The following is an 18,322-nucleotide window of genomic DNA, read 5'->3' on the forward strand; positions in this document are numbered from 1 at the left end:
CTGCTATTTATAGCCGAATAGACCCTTTGCACACTGCCTGCAGTGAGCGAAGGGTCTTTGCTTTTGGCGCCATATCTACGAATATTCACAAATTCGAATATTTTACACCTTTGGAATACAGTTATTCGCAAAACCTATTCTACCCACAGCCTTAGCTTCATGGCATGATTGGCATCATAACAGGAACGCATCAGATGGAGGAGATCACAAGTGGCCAAAACAGAACCGGGAGTTTCGGGTCTACAAGCAGCAAGCGCACAGAGCAAACCCGGCTGGCTTCGCACGGAATGGAAGCATTTGAAAAAAAATCGGGAGCTGCTGCTGCTCGCCATGCCAGGCATATTATTTAAGTTTGTAATCGCCTACATCCCTATGATCGGGCTCATTCTAGCCTTCAAGTATTTCAGGTATGATCAAGGCATCTTCGGCAGCAAATGGGTCGGCTTCGACAACTTTGAGTTTTTATTCAAAGCACAGGACGCCGTCCGTATTATCCGCAACACCCTTCTCTACAATATGTCGTACATCATCCTTGGAACCGTAGCCGCATTGCTGCTCGCTTTGCTCCTTAACGAGCTGAGCGGCAAGCTCATCAAAATTTATCAGACCACGATGTTTTTGCCTTACTTTATTTCCTTTGTGCTCGTCGGCTATATTACGAACGCCTTTCTCGATCATAAAGGCGGCTACCTCAATACGATTATTGGCTGGTTTGGCTTAGATCCCCACAAATGGTATTTGGAAACGGCGCCTTGGATCTTCATTCTGCCGCTCGTCTCTTTGTGGAAAGGCATTGGCTTCTCTACGCTCGTCTATTATGCCGGCATTACAGGCATCAGCACCGATTATTACGAGGCTGCTAGGCTTGACGGCGCTTCCCGCATTCAGATGATGTGGCGGATCACGCTGCCGCTTCTTAAACCGCTCGTCATTATATTGTTCATACTGGGACTAGGCAACATATTCCGCGGCGACTTCGGCTTGCATTATTTCGTGCCGAACAACGTTGGGCCGAACTTCCCAACAACCGATATTATCGACACCTATGTATACCGCGCCCTTACTAAGCTAGGCGACATTAATTCCGCGGCGGCGGTCGGCTTCCTGCAATCAGTAGTTGGTTTGATCACAGTTGTATCCGCCAATTATCTGGTGCGCAAAACAGACAAGGATAATGCGCTCTTTTAAAAATGGAGGAATCATTTATGCCAACTACCAAAAAATTCAACCTGATGAACGGGGTCATCAATGTTTTTCTAACCGTGCTTTGCCTGATGATTGCCCTTCCATTCGTACTCGTGGTCATCATATCAATAACCTCGGAGAACAGCCTTGTCCAGAATGGCTATCAATTCTTGCCTAAGGAATGGAGCTTTGAGGCTTATCGCATCGTTTTCCAAAAGCCTGATCCCTTAATTAAAGGATATCTCGTTACAATACTGATTACGGTTGTCGGCACCGTGCTCTCGCTGCTTCTGACAGCCATGACCGCATATCCCATCTCACGCATGGACTTTCGCTACAACAGGCCGATTACGTTTTATATTTTTTTCACCATGCTCTTCAATGGCGGTCTCATCCCGTTCTACATCATGATGACGCAATACTTGCATTTGAAAAACTCGCTGCTCGCTCTCATTCTTCCGACGCTGCTGAGTCCCTTCAATATTATGATTATGAAGGGTTTCTTGGACAAAATCGGTAAAGAAATCATCGAATCGGCAAAGGTTGACGGAGCCAAGGAATTCCGGATTTTCTTCCAAATCATTTTGCCGCTCGCTACACCCGCATTAGCTACGCTAGGCTTATTCATCTCTTTTGGCTATTGGAATGAATGGTTCTATGCACTGTTATTTATTGACAATGACAAATACATCCCTTTACAGCTGCTGCTCGTACGCATTTTGTCACAGATCGAGTTTTTGGCTAATTCACCGCTTGCCCAGGTCGCTGATAAGCTGGCTTACGCGAATTTCCCGACCTTATCTGTCCGAATGGCCATGGCTATTCTCGCAGGCGGTCCTATGCTTATCATATTTCCTTTCTTTCAGAAGTATTTCGTGAAGGGTATTACAGTAGGTTCCTTGAAAGGATAAGGAGCGACTATTGTGCCATATAAAAAAACATTATATAAACGGAGGGTTCAAACGTGAAAAAAACAAAAACAGCGTTACTGATTAAATGCTTCGCGCTTATGCTTTGCCTCGCAATGATCGCGGCATGCTCCAACAATGGCAATACGCCGGCAAATACAAACGAGCCGAGCAACGCCGCCGAAAAATCTCCTGAAGCAGCAGCTTCAGAAGAGCCTGCGCTGCCCGAAGCCAAGCTAACCTTTATCTACCCGGTTTCTGCCAATCCAGGTCCGGACCAAAAGCTTGTCAACGATGAAATCAACAAATATTTGAAAGAAAAAATTAACGCAACGGTTGATCTTAAGCCTCTTACCTTCGACGAATATGAGCCTAAGCTGAACGCAATGCTTGCTGCAGGCGAGGACTTCGACTTGGCATGGAGCTCCAAAGGATGGCTTGGCAATTACCAGCCGTATATCGACCGAGGCGCTTACCTAGAAATTACAGACGAAATGATCAACGAGTTCGCGCCGGAAGCCCGCGCTAACATTCCTGATAAATTTTGGCCCGATATGCTTGCGGTTGACGGGAAAGTATACGGCTTCCCCATCTATCAGGTTGCTGCCAAATCCAAAAGCTTGGCGATCCAAAAACGCTTTATCGAGAAATACAATCTTGACGTAAGCACGATTCAAACTTACAAGGATATCGAGCCATTCCTGAAAACGCTTAAAGAAAGCGAGCCTGACATTATTCCGCTCGGTCTTGCCCAAAACTCTTGGGGCTTGTTCACAGACCGCACAAAGGTTGGCGAGGGGCTTCCGCTAAGCTACGCTAAAGACGATGCATCACTCAAGTATATTAGCAACCTGCAAATCCTTGACGAGAAAAAAGCTTATTATGATGATATGCGCCGCTGGTACCAAGCCGGCTATATTAACGAGGATGCTCCCATCATTCAAAACATTAATGATTTGAAAAGCAAAGGAAATGTAGCTGTTACACTAGAATTCACCTCCAAGCCAGGCGGGGAAATTGGAGAAATGGCCGTGAACGGCGGCAACGAGGTCGTTTACGTACCAATCTCTGACAGCTACTTCACAGGTATTGCCGGCGCTATGCACGTCATCAACAAAGGCTCCAAAAACGCAGAACGCACGCTTATGCTGATCAACCTGCTGAATACGGACAGCTATCTCTACAATCTCATTTGTAACGGCATCGAAGGCAAGCACTACAACAAGGTTGACGATAAAAATATCGAGCCGATCAAGGATTCCGGTTATGCGCCAAACGGCGACTGGGTATTCGGCAACCAATTCAACGCATTCTTGAAACCAGGCCAGGCTGCGGACACATGGGAGAGAACCATCGCACTTAATGAAAGCGCGATTGTCCCAGCAACGAGCGGCTTCGGCGTAAACGAAGAAACAATTAAAGCAGAGATCGCGAACATCACAGCCGTTAACAACGAATACCAAGTTGCGCTTGAATCTGGTTCGGTTGATCCAGCCAAAGAGCTTCCGAAGTATAAGGAAAAGATGATTGCTTCCGGACAAGAGAAAATCCAGACAGAAACAGAAGCACAGTGGGAGAAATTCAAGCAAGAAAAAGGCCTTGTAAAATAAGACAGCAAGCATACTTCATACTATCTATAAACCAAAAAAGCGGTCGTGCAGGCTAACACCTGTACGGCCACTTTTTTTACCTAAAAATTCGCAGCTTCCGTCTTCTCCCCACGCTATGAAAAACCGATTGATTCCAAATTTACGAATCCAACAATAGCAGCCAGCTCCGACTGCTCACACAACGTCTAACAAACCATTACTTGCTGCTGGCCGTCTTGGCTGCCTTTGCTCCCATAACGTCCGCCTCATGCTCCAATCCAGCGTCATCGTTAATGACGGCATCCTTCAACTGTACAGTCGGTTTTACCCTGCCCTGCTTCTGCTGAGCAACATGCCATGCCTCATGCGGCAAATGCTTCTCTTGTCCCGGCCCGATATGTATGTCCGACCCTTGGGCATACGCGAGTGCGTTTACGCCCGAAGGCTTTGCGGAATTATAATGCACCTTCACATCATCCATGGCAAGCCCCGAAAGATTCTCAACACCGCTCTTCAAACCATCAGGCATGCCGGTGTGATTATCCTTTTTCTGAATCGTTTGCTGTGATTGATTGCCCGTTTGCGCTTTCATCAATTGCGTAACGCCGCGATTGCCAATCTTACTCTGCAATTGCAGAAGCGCACTTGGCTGCATCCCCGATACCTGCTGCGCAGGCGCGACTTCAGCTGACTGGGAGCCTGCTGTGCTGTTAAATAAAGACTTCTCGGCTCCCGTGCCTCCAGCTTTGTTTTTGTCCATCCTTTGTGATACCACGACCAGCACCTGCTCTCTCGTAATTGATCTGCTAGCCTAATAGTATCACATCGGATGAGCCGCATCATAGTGAAATGATAAGGTTTTGCCAGCAATACTCGTATATCGCTCAACGCGCGGAATATGCAGACATAAGATGAATGTAATGTTCGGCAAGCTTCAAATCCTCAAGCGCTTCTTTGGCCGTGCAAATGCCCGTCGGGGCTCCCTTAACGGCGGCCAAAAAGTTGATTGCTTGCTTTCTCATCGCCGATAAGTTAGGCATTATCGGCTGGGTTAATGCAGGCTGACCATGGCCGTTATCGGTCATGACCGACACCTTCCCCGCCAATTGCCTTGCTAACGGGGCAGGCAGCTCGACTTGGATATAGCCTTTTTCAAAAGCAATGAATACGGTCTCCTGCCATTCTATGCTGGTATGGTAAGCGGCCATTTCAAGGGATACACATACGCCGCTTTCACTTTCGCCAGCCAATAGAACGCCCGATCGATCCCCGAACGTCAATTGATAGGGCTCATCCAGCACATACCGTATCGCATTAATCTGATGAATGTAATAATTGACAAAGCTGTCATAATCGCGATTTTGCTGCTCAGAGAATTGTGCCGAGTATGGCTCCCACTCCCCTTCAGGGTAAGGCTCATCGGTCATAAGTGGCTTGTCTGCGCCCATCCACCAGTCACCTGGCGGCATCGAAATACGGATATAGCGCAGCTTGCCGTAATCGCCGGATTTTTTCCAGTCCTCTACGCATGCTTTGGCGTACTCCATTGCCGGATCCGATCTTTTATGGTAGCCAACCATATGCCGCGTTTGCTGCTGCTCTCCAATGCGTACAAGCTCTTCGCCTGCTTCTACGGTCAAGCAAAGCGGCTTCTCGGTAAGAATCGGCTTTCCTGCTCGCAATAAATCCGGGATGATAATGCTATGCTTTCGGTATTGCTGCGGCGCAATAATCGCATCAAAGCTCTCCTTCTCCAGCAAGGCTTCGTAATCATGATAGACCTGTTTAACGTTATATCGGGCCGCCACTGCCGCCGCCAGCATGGGGCGCGGCTCAACGATGGCCGTAATTTCGCAAAGCTCATCGAGCGCTGCATAATTCGCGAGATGCGCCTGCTGTCCCAAGCCGCCCGTACCAACAAAAACAACCTTTACTTTATCCATCACAGCCGGCCTCCGATCCAAGATTTTCAAATAGAAAAAGCCCCTCTTTTCCTGGCGCGACAATATCCAAGTACCCATTGCCTGTCAGGTCCTGCATCCAGAAATAAATACCTGCGCCGGAAGCACCTTCCTCCGCGTTCCCAAAGTCGATCACATGCTTTTCAAAGCGCCCCTGATCGATTCGATAGTAATACATGCCAATTGGATCGAAAGCACCCGGGTCCCCGTCGTTATGCGCCCGATAACGTTTTCCCGTTACAAGCTCAAGCTGTCCATCTCCGTCGATGTCGGCTAGCTGCATATCGTGGAATTGCGATCCGTCCAATTCGATCACATGCTTCTTCCATACGCGAGCTCCATCCGCCCCAATCTGCTGTTCCATCCAAAATAACCCATAATCATGTGCCGCCCCGTAAATCAGATCGCAAAGCCCGTCTCCGTTTACGTCATAGCCCAGAATCGGAATGCTGGCAGCACCAAGGTCGAATTCCTGATGAAATACCCACGGCCCGGCATAAGGATCTTCCGGCTGCTCCAACCATCCTTTTTGCAGGACGATATCCATTTTCCCATTTCCGTTTATATCGGCAAAGCCCATTCCATGTCCGGCATGCTCGCTGCCGATTACTATTTTCGTGAATTGGCCTGTGCCCTTGCCCGAGGCATCGCAAACAAGCTTGAAAAATGCTTGCGGCTCGTCGATCGCATTGGGAAAAATTTCTGGAATGCCGCATCCGTCGATGTCATAGAAACGCAGCGTTTCCGTATGTCCCGTGGGTCCCGCTTCTGCCGTTTCCCATAACGTTTCCGTTTCTCCTGGGTTTCTTCTCCACCGAACGGAGAGACTCCAAAAGGATGCCGTAATAATATCCATTCTGCCGTCACCGTCAACATCCAAAGGGTAATCGCAGAAATCATCATGATAGCCGTCTATTTCTGCAATATCGCATATTCGATGCTTTTTAACGTAATCGGGCCCCTCATACCAATACGCCCCGCTAACGATGTCCATTACGCCATCACCATTGACATCAAATACCGAGCAGGCCTCAAAACGCTCGTCGGATAGCTTTCTTTTACGGAATTTAAGCATCCTAACTATCTCCTTTCTTCTTATATTGCATATGTCACATCCCTACTATATCCTATAATGTAAAAGGTTTTTATGCTCTTTCTTGCTATTTCAGCTCTTCATTCTTGCTTTCCTAAAGGAGAACTCTCATGTACCGATCTATCATTGAGACGCTGCCAAAACTACATTTCATTTCCCACTTCACGTATTCCGCCCAGCCTGGCATGCATTACCCTTTGCATCACCATTCCGATCAGACCGAACTGCTGTTTATTGTTGACGGCCAAGCGAAATACGTCATTGACGGTAAAAGCTACGGCGCGGAAAAACATCATTTTGTTCTCTTCCAGCAAGGACTGTGGCATGAGGAATGGAGCTTGCCAAGCGAAGGCATCGAGTTTTTCTGCTTGAGCTTCTCCGATCTGCAGCTATCCGGACTTCCCCCTAACTATTTGCTTGATCCTGAAAAGCCTGCCGTATTTCATATGCCTTCCCACACTTCGGAAGCGCTTGCAATGATTCGCGAAATGTATGAGGAAATGAGCAGCGGTGCCCCGGAGTCCAGCCTCATTGCTGAACAGCAGCTTGCGATTCTGATTGCCCGGTTGTGCCGACATTTGTATTATGCTCCCCATGCCGCAGCCAAAGAGCAGAGCAACCGCAACCATGCCGTTAAGCTTGCCCAGAGGTTCATTGCGGAGCATTATAACAAGCCGCTTTCGCTGGCTGAGATCGCTAGATCGGTATGGACAAGCCCTTCATATTTAAGCCATTTCTTCAAAGAGGCAACCGGCATGAGCCCGATACAATATACGATTCGCCTTCGCATGGACGCCGCCAAGCATTTGCTGCAAACAACGGACGATGCGGTTGAGCACATTGCTGAACGCGTAGGATATTCGAGCGCAACGTCCTTTCACAACCTATTCAAACGTGAAATATGCCAATCGCCCGGTGAGTACCGAAAAAGCGCCGCGCCCCCTGCAACTTAAACATGCAATGACTGGGGTTAATTCCAAAGGCCTAGACTCAAAAAAACTAATTCGAGCTTGCTTCGGCAAGCTTTTGTGCTGCCAACTTTACTGTAAACCCAAGATTTACACTTATTTTGATCTTTTATATGATAATTAAATTCATATTTATGAACTATTAAATCACAAAATTGAGTAAATAATCCAAAGTACCCTCATATTTTTTTAACAAATGTTATACACTGAACACAGATCTTCACGTTGACGCTTTCATTCTAAATGAACGCTACTCACTGTCTCCCCTCTAGACGCTATCCTGCCACAACGATTGCCTTTAAAACCAAAGCTGGGTATGAACTCTTTGAGTTTATATATACAAATTGGGAAGAAAGGAGTCATGTCCCCTTTAACTAGAGCTAAGCTAGCGAAAATCATTTCCATTTGGTTACATCCCTGCAGTCAGCAATCGGCAATTCCACATTTCGAAGGAGGCAATGATATTGACAACCATCCGTTTCAAGCAAATGAAGGCTAGACAACTTTTTACTTACTGTGCCATCGCACTTATTGCAGCGCTTAGCTTAACGCTATTCTCGGGTCTCGCTTCTGCGCATGGATATGTCGAAGGACCTGCAAGCCGCGCAGCCCTTTGCAAATCAGGTCAAAATACGGACTGCGGATCAATCGTTTACGAGCCTCAAAGCCTAGAAGCGCCAAAAGGATTTCCTGCCGCTGGTCCTGCTGACGGCAAGATCGCCAGCGCAAACGGCGCGTTCCCTAAGCTCGATGAGCAATCCGCTACCCGCTGGGCAAAGGTGAACCTCTCCTCCGGCCAGAACACCTTTACTTGGAAGCTGACAGCCAACCATTCAACGGCAAGCTGGAAATACTATATTACAAAAACCAACTGGAATCCGAACGCCGTGCTGACACGCGATTCCTTCGACCTTGCGCCATTCTGTTCCGTCAACTATGGCGGCGCCCAGCCGCCGTTCTCCTACTCGAACAGCTGTAATGTTCCCCAGCGCAGCGGCTATCATATCATTCTCGCCGTTTGGGAAGTAGCTGACACGGCCAACGCTTTCTACAATGTTATCGATGTCAATTTCAGCGGCACCAATCCGGTAGATACACAAGCGCCTACAGTGCCTTCATCCCTATCGTCCCCAGCCAAAACAGCTACAACCGTATCCTTGGCATGGAACGCGTCAACGGATAACGTAGGCGTAACCGGCTACAAAATTTATAAAGGCGCAACGGTTGCTGCAACGGTTTCCGGAACGACGCTCGCTTATCAAGCGACCGGCTTAGCGGCAAATACCGCTTATACCTTTAACGTCAAAGCAGTGGATGGCGCCGGCAACGAATCAAGCGCGAGCAATGCGATCACGGTAACCACGAATGCCTCTGGAGGCGTTGATACTCAGGCTCCGACTGCTCCAGGCGGTCTGCATGTGATGGGCGCTCCAACATCGTCAAGCCTCATGCTGATGTGGAACGCTGCGACAGACAACGTCGGGGTAACCGGCTATAACATTTACCGCGGTACGACATTGGCTGCTACCGTCCCTGCATCCGCAACTTCCTACACGGTTACCGGCCTTGCTGCCAGTACGACTTATTCATTCAGCGTATATGCAATCGACGCAGCAAACAATCAATCGGCAGCAAGCAGCATTAATGGCACGACTGCATCCGCTTCTACAGCTCCTGCTTGGTCAGCGGGAACGACTTACACAATCGGCACGCTCGTGACCTATAACGGCTCCTTATACGAATGCCGCCAAGCCCATACAGCCATTGCAACCTGGGAACCTGCGATCGTCCCTGCGCTTTGGTTGTTGAAGTAACTCGCCTAAGCATCAGCATTAGAATGACCGGCATTCAGCTTCATTGCTCCGTGCCGGTCTTTTCTTTGCATCCATTGACTTACCCATCTTTACCTAAATTTTAGGTAAATCGTTCATCGAATTCAATTGCTCCACTGTCAAAATCAGGGGGAAATGTGTCTGAGCGGAGGGGTAAAATCGTACGCTAGCGAGGGATATTAGGGATTATTCACTTGTGCGACGAACCTTAGAATACATAAAAGCGACTGAGATCCATCGATCTCAGTCGCTTTTATGTGAACAGCCAGCAGCCTGCCGGCTGCATTAGTTTTTCAATATCCCGCCCAAGCTTGCACCGCTTGCGAACAAGCGCTCCACCCGTTTCACAACGGCAGGATCGGGAATAAGGGGCGGCGCCTGATGCGGTTTAATTCGCGCATCGATAATCACATTGTCACAACCCCAATGCTTGTAGGCATAAGAGCTGTTGATGCCATAAATATCATGCGAGGGATTGCTTCGCGTGAAAGCAGCCCATAAAAAGTTGTTTGTCGTTTCACTCATAAACGCACTGTCATCGCAGAGAATGATCATCGGGCAGGCAGCCAGCTCGCCTCTATCCGCAATGGCATCACATAAGCTTTGCAATTCATGCTGCGCTTCCTCGTAGCTTATAAAGCCAGGGCCTTGAATGGCTGCTATGCCCGGCATAACCAAAGCAGCTTTACCGTATCCGTTCAGGTTTATTAACGCATCGGGTACAGCCTTGCATAGCTCTCGTTTGCGCTCCCCCGCGGCGGCGAATATGACCTTGCTTCCGGTATTGAGACCGGTGCCCGAATAATCAAGGGTATCGATCGTCGTATTCGTCTGGAAATGAATATCACGGCGCAGATCGATTCGTTCCAATAGATAACTGAGGAAATCCTCGACATGATGCGTGTCCAGCTTCTCGCTCTCTTCCGCCGCTATGAATAGATATTTAGCCAAGCTAAGCTGGCCTGTCCCTAATATGCGGTTGGCAATCGTAAGAATTTCTGCGGGCTGCTTTACCTGCTGGTACGGCGTATAGCGCTCGCTGCCTATGGCAAACAGCAGCGGATGTACGCCCGCGGCGTCAACGGCGTGAACCTCTTTTACGCCTGGAATTTCCTGCTTAATAGCACTTCCTGTCAATTCATGGATCAACGCGCCAAACGCAGTATCCTCTTGCGGCGGGCGGCCTACTACCGTAAACGGGTAAATCCCGTTTTGCCTGGCATATACTTTATGTACCCGCATAACAGGGAATGGATGGGTAAGGCTGTAATAACCCAAATGATCGCCAAAAGGTCCCTCCGGCTTCGTTTCTCCGGGGTGAATTTCACCTGTGATGACAAAGTCGGCATCATGGCTTACGCAGAAACCATCGATGTAGCTGTAGCGAAAGCGGCGGCCAGACAGCAATCCCGCAAAGGTAAGCTCGCTCATGCCTTCAGGCAATGGCATAACGGCAGACAGCGTATGCGCAGGAGGACCGCCAATGAAAATACTTACTTTAAGAGGCGCGCCTTGCCGATTCGCTTTATCTTGGTGAATCCCGATGCCGCGATGGATCTGGTAGTGAACGCCAACCTCCTTATTCAGCACGTAATCGTTCCCATCGAGCTGAATGCGGTACATACCCAAATTCGAATTCATAATGCCCGGCTGGTCCGGATCCTCTGAATACACCTGCGGCAGCGTCACAAACGCGCCGCCATCTCCCTGCCAATGCTTGATCAAAGGCAGATCAGCAATGCTGATTTCGTGCATGGCAGCAGGCAGGCCGCCGCTCTTTTTCAACGGAAGCGCATTTTTGGCAGCCCATCCCGCGCCGACATGCTTTAACGGGTTCTTCATCGCCTTCATCGGATCATTCCGCAAGGCAATGACATCCTGTACCGATTCCCACGTATCGCGGAAGATGAACTTGCTTCGCTCCACCGTACCGAACAAATTCGATATCGCCCGGAATTTGGAGCCCTTTACCTTCTCGTATAATAAGGCCGGCCCGCCCGCTTCAAAAACTTTCATATGAATGGCAGCCATCTCCAGATGAGGATCGACTTCTTCATGAATCCGGATCAAGTGACCATTTCTCTCCAAGTCGATGACACATTCTTCTAAATTGCGATAGATCATTTTAATGCTCCAATCTATAAATAAATATGATGATTATCGTGACATAGCCATTTGAATCTGAAGCGTCTTACTAGGTATTATAATATAAAAACAGCCTGCTACCAATCAAACAGCGCATAATGCACCATAAATAAACGTATCCGGCGTGACAATTCGTACACAAAGCTGGAAGATTCCTCAACAAGCAAAAAGCAGCCTCACCCGGCTGCTATATGACTCGTATGCGTTTAATCAGCCTCGTAAGCTGCCATCAAAACAGCTAAATCGATCTTTTCCATTTGCAGCATAGCCTGCATGACTCTACCCGCTTTAACAGGATCCTTGTCCTGAAGCAGCTTCCCCATTCCTGCCGGGATGATCTGCCATGACAAACCATATTTATCCCTCAGCCAGCCACACTTTTCCTTCGCTCCCCCTTCGGAGAGCTTATCCCACAGCTCGTCTACCTCCTCCTGGGTCTCACCATTAACAAATAAAGAAATCGCTGGCGTGAACGGAAAGTGCGGCCCGCCATTCAACGCCATGAACGTCTGGCCTTCAAGCTCGAACGTACCCGACATCATAGAGCCGCTTGGTCCAGGCCCAGCCTCACCATAACGGGATACGCTGATTATTCGCCCGTTTTTGAATACCGACAGGTAGAAATGTATGGCCTCTTCCGCTTGGTCATTGAACCATAGGAACGGTGAAATCTTTTGCATAATGCGCAGCTCCTCTATTTGGATTTAAAATATTTATTTCCAGCTATGCCATCTTCCAGACTGACGCCAGCTTTTCACGGAACTTCCGTTCCTCTTCTATTTCAGTAAATGGCGCTATGCCTAATTCGCTTACCGCATTCATTTCACGCTGCATTACGGACAGCCTTCTTCTTTCCAAGCGAGACGGGCTATTGATACCGCTCCTTCATGCGGCGTACCCATTCCTCGCCAGCCGCACGTTGTCATATACCAGTGTCCGTCACCTTGATTCAGAATCACCTCGGAACCGTGCCCAAACAATCGGGTAATCATCTTCAATCCGCCGCCCGCTCCGTCATAGGAGCCGAAATCATATGGATTCGATGACCGGAACACAACCGTGTCATTGTAATTATCTTTGCTGCAATCCGTATAGGTGATGAACAAATAATAATAACCTTCATGCTTGAACGCAAAAGGAGATTCAACGGCTCCCCAAGCAGGGCGTAACGGAGCAGACTGTTCCGTTACGAGCGCGTATTGAACGAAACGCCATTGAATCATATTGTTGGAGACGAACACCGACACGCAGCCTCGGCCTTCTTTTACCCCAACTGCGTACATGAGCCACGTTTCCTCATTTAGCTGCATCACCATGTGGTCGCGATGACAGGCTTCGAGCGGTTCTCCGACCAGCTCCGGCTCGTGGTTCATCCAATGATGAAGGTCGCTTGATACCGCAAGCTTCGTCGGGGACGGCCCGTACAGCATGAAATATCGGCCGCCATGGCCGATCACGCCCGGCGCCCATGCCCTCGTCCCATGATCCATCGTTTTGGCCTCATTCGTAAGCCCGCCTAGAAGAGTGCTCCCCCACCCATGCACGAAATAGCGCTCATGCTCAGGATTTATTCCTTCTAATAAGCTCGTAATGCCAAACAGATGCCAGCTGCCGTCTGCCGCCGCAACCAAGCTATGGTCATTCACATAGTTTCCCGTCATTTGCGGCTGAAAGAGCAGCTGCCACGGCCCCTCTTGTACCGGAATCAGCTTGCGTTTCGTCTCCATTGGCGTCGCTCCCTGTTTGCCGATGTTTCGACAATCGGCCAGTTATTTCGTTTTAATTGCTAGATTAATGAAAGGATGGATAGATTGACGATTAGATAAATCTATTATAGCCGTTCTTCCCTCGTTTTTCAGTAAGCGTTTACTTTAAATATGGCTAATTCATCGATGAGTAATGGATATCCGTGCTTCAACGTGAAAAAACAGCTTATTCGATTACCCGTCTGATCCCGACTGCTTCGTGCAAGCCCAGAACAGCAAAGCCAATGCGCTAACGGCTGCGCCTAGCATGCACACCCCCATCCATCCCCAATGCGCGAAAATCGCCGTTGCGGATATAGAGCCAGCCGCGCTGCCGAGCGAATAGAAAATCATATATGCAGCGGTCAGCCGGCTGCGCGATTCAAGGCTAATATTCATAAGCATGCTTTGACTCGTCACATGCACCGCTTGTACCGCAAAGTCCAAAGCAACAACACCGATAATTAGAAAAAATATGGAATGCCCGGTAAGACCGATCGGCAGCCAAGATGCTAACAACACGGCAAGCGCTATTCCCGTTGTTCGCTGTCCGTACCCTCTATCGGCCCAGCGGCCTGCCCGCGCAGCTGCAAGCGCGCCGGCAACGCCTGCAAGGCCAAACGCTCCTATCGCACTATGGGACAAAGAATAAGGCGGAGCGCTAAGCGGAAGAACAAGCGCTGTCCACAAAATACTAAACGCGGTAAACAAGAGAAACGCCAGTGCTGCGCGAATTCGGAGCACACGCTCCTCCATGAATAAGCGGAACATTGATTGCAACAGCTTCGGATAGGGCAATAGCATGGCTGCATTTTCGCGATGCATCGGAAGCATCCGGTACATGACGAATGCAACCGTTAGCATAAGCCCCGCAGATACCAAATAAACAGACCGCCAGCCCGCTAGATCGGTTAAAACGCCAGCAAAGGTTCTTGCTAACAAAATGCCCATTACGATGCCGCTCGTAACCGTGCCAAGTACCCTGCCACGCTCGGCTGGAGCAGCAAGCGCCGCTGCGAATGCAACCATTACTTGAACGACTACCGCAAACAATCCAATAACTGCCACCCCAGCCAGCAGGACCATAAGGTGATTGGCAGCAGCTGCCGTCAATAATCCAAGGACGGACAACAGCAGCAAGGCGATTACCAATGAACGCCGTTCCAGCATATCGCCAAGAGGCACGAGTAAAAACAGTCCCAATGCGTAGCATGCCTGAGTAACCGTTATGACTATCCCGATTGAAGAATGAGGGATGCCGAATTCATTCGCAATCGTTTCCAGCAATGGCTGCGCAAAATAAATCGTTGAAACGGCAAGACCGGCGGCGAAAGCAAACATAAACGTCAGAATGCGCGGCAGCGCAGCCGCCTGCATGCCAGATGGCGGCACATTCTGCTCGCTTTGTTTTTGACTTGAAAATTCCAAACTCCACACTCCTCTAAAACCTTATCGTCATTCATTACTTACCGATCAGTATGTTATAATAACGATTAATATACGTTTTAGTTGTTATAAAGTCAACGGTTTGACAACTAATAAGCTATTCACATAAAATAATTATAAACTGATCGTTATGAAAAGAGGATGAGCTTATGGTGCGAAGCCGTGAATTCGACGAGCATAAAGTACTCGATACCGCGATGCATTTGTTCTGGGAGAAGGGTTACGAGGCTGCCTCGTTAAACGATTTAACGGCAGCAATGGGCATCCAGAAGCCAAGCATTTATTCCGCATTCGGAAATAAAGAAGAGCTATTCGAGACTGCTCTTCGCAAATACACGCAAATGCATGCTTCTGCTGCACGTGCCCAGCTGAGCAGAAGCGCTTCCGTAAAGGAAGCGTTTCGCGAATATTTTGAACAGATTGTCGCGCAGGAATCAGGCACGGAGCGACGCCGTGGCTGCTTCTGTATCAATACAATGGTTGAGCTTGCCCCCCACCATGCCAAGTTTGAAATATTGACCAGAGAGCATCAGAACTATTTGGCCGCGCTTTTCGAAGAAACGATTAAACGCGGAATTCGCTCGGGAGAATTAAGCGAGGAAATGAACGCACAGGCTGTCGCGCAATCGCTGCTTATCGCCTTAATCGGACTAACCGTGCTGCTGAAATCACGCCCCGAGCCTTCTTTGATCAGCAATGCAATTACGGTTACGCTTACCCTGCTGCATTAGAGCACATGCTGATTACTGAAATTCTATTGCCGAACTTAAAAAAAGACCGTTTCATTAGAAGCCGCTTGTCTTGCCTAGCAACGTCTAGAAACGGTCTGATGCTTAGTTGAAGCTGGGGAAACGACCGCCGGCGGCTGCGTCTTTCGGCGAAATGCGTTCAATTTCCGCGAAGTCGTCTGCCGTCAATGCCACTTGAAGAGACCCTATGTTTTCCTGAATCCGTTCCAATCTCTTCGTTCCTGGAATCGGTACGATGTCGTCGCCCTGTCCCAGCAGCCATGCGAGACCAAGCTGGGCGGCGGTGCAGCCTTTCTTGGCGGCCATTGTTTCAATGAGAGTAACAACCTCTACGTTTTTAACGAAATTATCGCCCTGGAACCTCGGATAAAAACGCCGGTAATCATCTAGCGGGAGATCGTCAAATTTCTTAATCTGACCGGTTAGAAACCCTCTTCCAAGCGGACTATAGGGAACGAATCCGATGCCTAGCTCACGCAGCGTCGGCAGCACCTCATCCTCCACTTCTCTGCTCCATAGGGAGTATTCGGTTTCCACTGCCGTAATCGGATGGATCGCATGGGCTCGGCGAATGATAGCAGCAGGCGCCTCCGAGAGACCTATATAGCGAATTTTCCCTTCTTTCACCAGATCCGCCATCGTTCCTACCGTCTCCTCGATCGGTATATTCGGATCAACGCGGTGCTGATAATAAAGGTCAATATAATCAACACCAAGCTGGTAGAGGCTCGCATCCACTGATTTTTTAATATAAGCTGGATCTCCTTTAGGACCTTGACTATGCGTTATTCCAAACTTGGTCGCAATAATCGCTTCGTCACGCCGACCCTTTAGGGCGCGACCAATCAGCTTTTCGTTCCCACCGAATCGGTGCAAAAGATATTCCTCGCCGTATAGATCCGCCGTATCGAACATCGTTACACCAAGATCAAGCGCGCCTTGGATCGCACGCACAGATTCATCATTGTTTGGCATCATCATTGTGCCAAGGCCAAGTGCCGATACTTCCAATCCTTCGCTCCCCAGCTTTCTTTTCTTCATCTCTACTCCTTCTTTCCGCTTGATTCTCATGCAATAGAACATGCACTCATTGTATCCATTGGAAGAAGAGACAGCCACAGTAGGCTTATGCTAGCAATAGAATTACTAGGCAGAAAAACAAAGTTGGAAAGCTGCCGCTGCGTTTGCTTCTTATCTCAAGCTTGTATCGGTGTATAGATACAGAAGTGCAGATCCGGATAATCAGCTGCGCTAGCTAATGACTGTATTTCATAAGTAATTGCCTTTGAAGCATCGGATTGCTGAATGGTCACCCGGCTTACTTTTTTAAGCTGCACATCATGGCGTCGCCACATTGAAGTAAAGTCCGCGCTTTCCTCGCACAGCTGTTCCACTATTTCTTTGAACCATGGATCCTCGATATACTTATCAAAATAGGTTCTAAAAACAGCAACCGAATGCGAAGCAAACTCCTCCCAGTTGAGCATGCGGCGGCGAAGCTCGGAGCTTGTGAATAAAAGGCGGAGCATGTTGCGTTCTCCTTCAGGGAGCGCAGAGAAATCAGCCAGCAGTTCAGCCGCCCCGCGATTCCAAGCTAGCACATCTGCCTTTTCGTTGGAAATGAAAGAAGGGTAAGACAATTGATCGATAATATTGCGCCACTGTGGATTAAGCGTAGTGCTTATTGGGGGGGCGGTACCTGTATCATTCGGATCCCACAGCTTTAAGAAATGGTTTCGCTCGTCTGCCGTCAGTTGAAGCGCCTTCGCAAGGCTTTCGATCACCACTTTGGAGGCTGTGACCTCTCTGCCCTGCTCCAACCATGTATAATAGGTTGCACTAACGCCTGCGAGCGTAGCAACCTCTTCTCGCCGCAGCCCGATCGCCCTTCGCTTGCCATATGATTGATGGATGCCTGCTTGCTCCGGCTGAAGCCGATCTCTTCTTGACTTCAGAAAAGCACCTAATAGCTTGGCTTTGCTGCTCTCGACTGACATAGGACGCCTCTTTCCGTATAAATCTTTGTTATAGCAGGTAGGACAGCTGTCAAGCAGCATTTCTATCCCGACCTACCCTTCCGCTGCGAATCCCCTTAACATCACTTTCTTCCATATCGTATCGACTGTTTCATCGATGCTCAGCTCATCCGTCTTCACGATAATCTCCGGGTCGCGCGGTTCCTCGTAAGGAGACGAGATACCGGTAAAATCCGTTATTTCTGCTGCCCTTGCCTTTTTGTAAAGTCCCTTCGAGTCTCTTTGCTCGCAAACCTTCAATGGGCAAGAAAGAAAAACTTCAAAAAATCGGTCGGCCGGCAGTAATGTACGTGCTTGCTCCCGATCGATTCGAAACGGGGAAATCGCGGCTACGATTACGACTAAACCTGCATCAACAAACAGCTTCGCCACCTCGCCAAGCCTGCGGACGTTCTCCTTGCGGTCTGTCTGGCTAAAGCCAAGATCACGGTTTAGCCCATGCCGCAGATTGTCTCCGTCCAGTATAAACGTATGTATATGATGCCTGAATAATCGTTTCTCCAGCTCGCTTGCCACCGTAGACTTCCCTGACCCGGATAACCCCGTAAGCCAAATAACAGCGCCTCGATGTCCTTTTAATGACGCATGATTGTCTAGGTTGACCGTGCCTTGCTGCCAGGTCACGTTTCTCTTCCGTGTATTCGTCAAGCGATCCGGCTCCTTCC

At 48.9% G+C, this 18,322-nt stretch carries 16 protein-coding genes; 6 read left to right on the forward strand and 10 right to left on the reverse strand.

The genetic code is table 11. The features are described 5' to 3' along the window. Positions 1-210: 210 nt before the first annotated feature. From FHS16_RS07090 to FHS16_RS07100, 3 genes are read left to right on the forward strand one after another with little or no spacing between them, the layout of a single operon-like run. Entirely contained in the window at positions 211-1,188 is a 978-nt protein-coding gene (locus FHS16_RS07090) for an ABC transporter permease (protein ID WP_312890791.1), read from the forward strand. 17 nt (positions 1,189-1,205) lie between these two features. Next, the gene (locus FHS16_RS07095) at positions 1,206-2,096 is read left to right on the forward strand and encodes a carbohydrate ABC transporter permease (RefSeq protein ID WP_183560318.1); all 891 of its coding nucleotides are present in this window, start codon (positions 1,206-1,208) and stop codon (positions 2,094-2,096) included. 53 nt (positions 2,097-2,149) lie between these two features. Continuing rightward, on the forward strand, positions 2,150-3,703 hold the full coding sequence (locus tag FHS16_RS07100) for an ABC transporter substrate-binding protein (RefSeq protein ID WP_183560320.1): 1,554 nt from the start codon (positions 2,150-2,152) through the stop codon (positions 3,701-3,703). 196 nt (positions 3,704-3,899) lie between these two features. Here the strand turns inward: FHS16_RS07100 and FHS16_RS32410 are convergent, their stop codons facing one another. The 3 genes from FHS16_RS32410 to FHS16_RS07115 all read right to left on the reverse strand — a co-directional run bounded on the left by FHS16_RS32410 (position 3,900) and on the right by FHS16_RS07115 (position 6,718). After that, complete coding sequence (locus tag FHS16_RS32410) at positions 3,900-4,457, reverse strand: eCIS core domain-containing protein (RefSeq protein WP_221226277.1); 558 nt, start codon at positions 4,455-4,457, stop codon at positions 3,900-3,902. Between the two features lie 109 nt (positions 4,458-4,566). Continuing rightward, positions 4,567-5,625 carry a Gfo/Idh/MocA family protein gene (locus FHS16_RS07110; protein WP_183560322.1) on the reverse strand — a complete coding sequence of 353 codons (1,059 nt, stop codon included), beginning with the start codon at positions 5,623-5,625 and terminating at the stop codon, positions 4,567-4,569. After that, positions 5,618-6,718, reverse strand: coding sequence for an FG-GAP repeat domain-containing protein (locus FHS16_RS07115; RefSeq protein WP_183560324.1), 1,101 nt, complete (start codon positions 6,716-6,718; stop codon positions 5,618-5,620). Before FHS16_RS07115 ends, FHS16_RS07110 begins: the two co-directional genes overlap by 8 nt. A 128-nt stretch (positions 6,719-6,846) precedes the next feature. On the opposite strand from FHS16_RS07115, the gene FHS16_RS07120 reads away from it, so the two are divergent. Both FHS16_RS07120 and FHS16_RS07125 read left to right on the forward strand, forming a co-directional pair. Further along, on the forward strand, positions 6,847-7,689 hold the full coding sequence (locus FHS16_RS07120; RefSeq protein ID WP_183560326.1) for a helix-turn-helix domain-containing protein: 843 nt from the start codon (positions 6,847-6,849) through the stop codon (positions 7,687-7,689). A 479-nt stretch (positions 7,690-8,168) separates the two neighbouring features. Continuing rightward, positions 8,169-9,518, forward strand: a complete 1,350-nt coding sequence (locus FHS16_RS07125) for a lytic polysaccharide monooxygenase (protein WP_376769657.1) — start codon at positions 8,169-8,171, stop codon at positions 9,516-9,518. Positions 9,519-9,821: 303 nt separating this feature from the next. On the opposite strand, the gene FHS16_RS07130 is transcribed toward FHS16_RS07125, so the two are convergent. From FHS16_RS07130 to FHS16_RS07145, 4 genes are all read right to left on the reverse strand, one after another. Beyond that, on the reverse strand, positions 9,822-11,660 hold the full coding sequence (locus FHS16_RS07130) for a UbiD family decarboxylase (RefSeq protein ID WP_183560328.1): 1,839 nt from the start codon (positions 11,658-11,660) through the stop codon (positions 9,822-9,824). Between the two features lie 227 nt (positions 11,661-11,887). Then, positions 11,888-12,361 carry a VOC family protein gene (locus FHS16_RS07135; protein ID WP_183560330.1) on the reverse strand — a complete coding sequence of 158 codons (474 nt, stop codon included), beginning with the start codon at positions 12,359-12,361 and terminating at the stop codon, positions 11,888-11,890. Between the two features lie 153 nt (positions 12,362-12,514). Then, positions 12,515-13,408, reverse strand: a complete 894-nt coding sequence (locus FHS16_RS07140; RefSeq protein ID WP_183560332.1) for a family 43 glycosylhydrolase — start codon at positions 13,406-13,408, stop codon at positions 12,515-12,517. Positions 13,409-13,621: 213 nt separating this feature from the next. Next, the gene (locus tag FHS16_RS07145) at positions 13,622-14,803 is read right to left on the reverse strand and encodes an MFS transporter (protein WP_183560547.1); all 1,182 of its coding nucleotides are present in this window, start codon (positions 14,801-14,803) and stop codon (positions 13,622-13,624) included. Positions 14,804-15,021: 218 nt separating this feature from the next. Here FHS16_RS07145 and FHS16_RS07150 point away from each other — a divergent pair, with 218 nt between their 5' ends. Next, on the forward strand, positions 15,022-15,603 hold the full coding sequence (locus FHS16_RS07150) for a TetR/AcrR family transcriptional regulator (protein ID WP_183560334.1): 582 nt from the start codon (positions 15,022-15,024) through the stop codon (positions 15,601-15,603). Positions 15,604-15,705: 102 nt separating this feature from the next. On the opposite strand, the gene FHS16_RS07155 is transcribed toward FHS16_RS07150, so the two are convergent. The 3 genes from FHS16_RS07155 to cysC form a co-directional block, all read right to left on the reverse strand. Continuing rightward, on the reverse strand, positions 15,706-16,662 hold the full coding sequence (locus FHS16_RS07155; protein WP_183560336.1) for an aldo/keto reductase: 957 nt from the start codon (positions 16,660-16,662) through the stop codon (positions 15,706-15,708). A gap of 155 nt (positions 16,663-16,817) precedes the next feature. Next, positions 16,818-17,618: a helix-turn-helix transcriptional regulator gene (locus tag FHS16_RS07160; protein ID WP_183560338.1), complete on the reverse strand. Its 801-nt coding sequence runs from the start codon at positions 17,616-17,618 to the stop codon at positions 16,818-16,820. Positions 17,619-17,690: 72 nt separating this feature from the next. Then, positions 17,691-18,305: an adenylyl-sulfate kinase gene (gene cysC / locus FHS16_RS07165; protein ID WP_376769658.1), complete on the reverse strand. Its 615-nt coding sequence runs from the start codon at positions 18,303-18,305 to the stop codon at positions 17,691-17,693. Positions 18,306-18,322 lie beyond the last annotated feature (17 nt).

This window comes from Paenibacillus endophyticus (assembly GCF_014192395.1).
Classification (GTDB): domain Bacteria; phylum Bacillota; class Bacilli; order Paenibacillales; family Paenibacillaceae; genus Pristimantibacillus; species Pristimantibacillus endophyticus.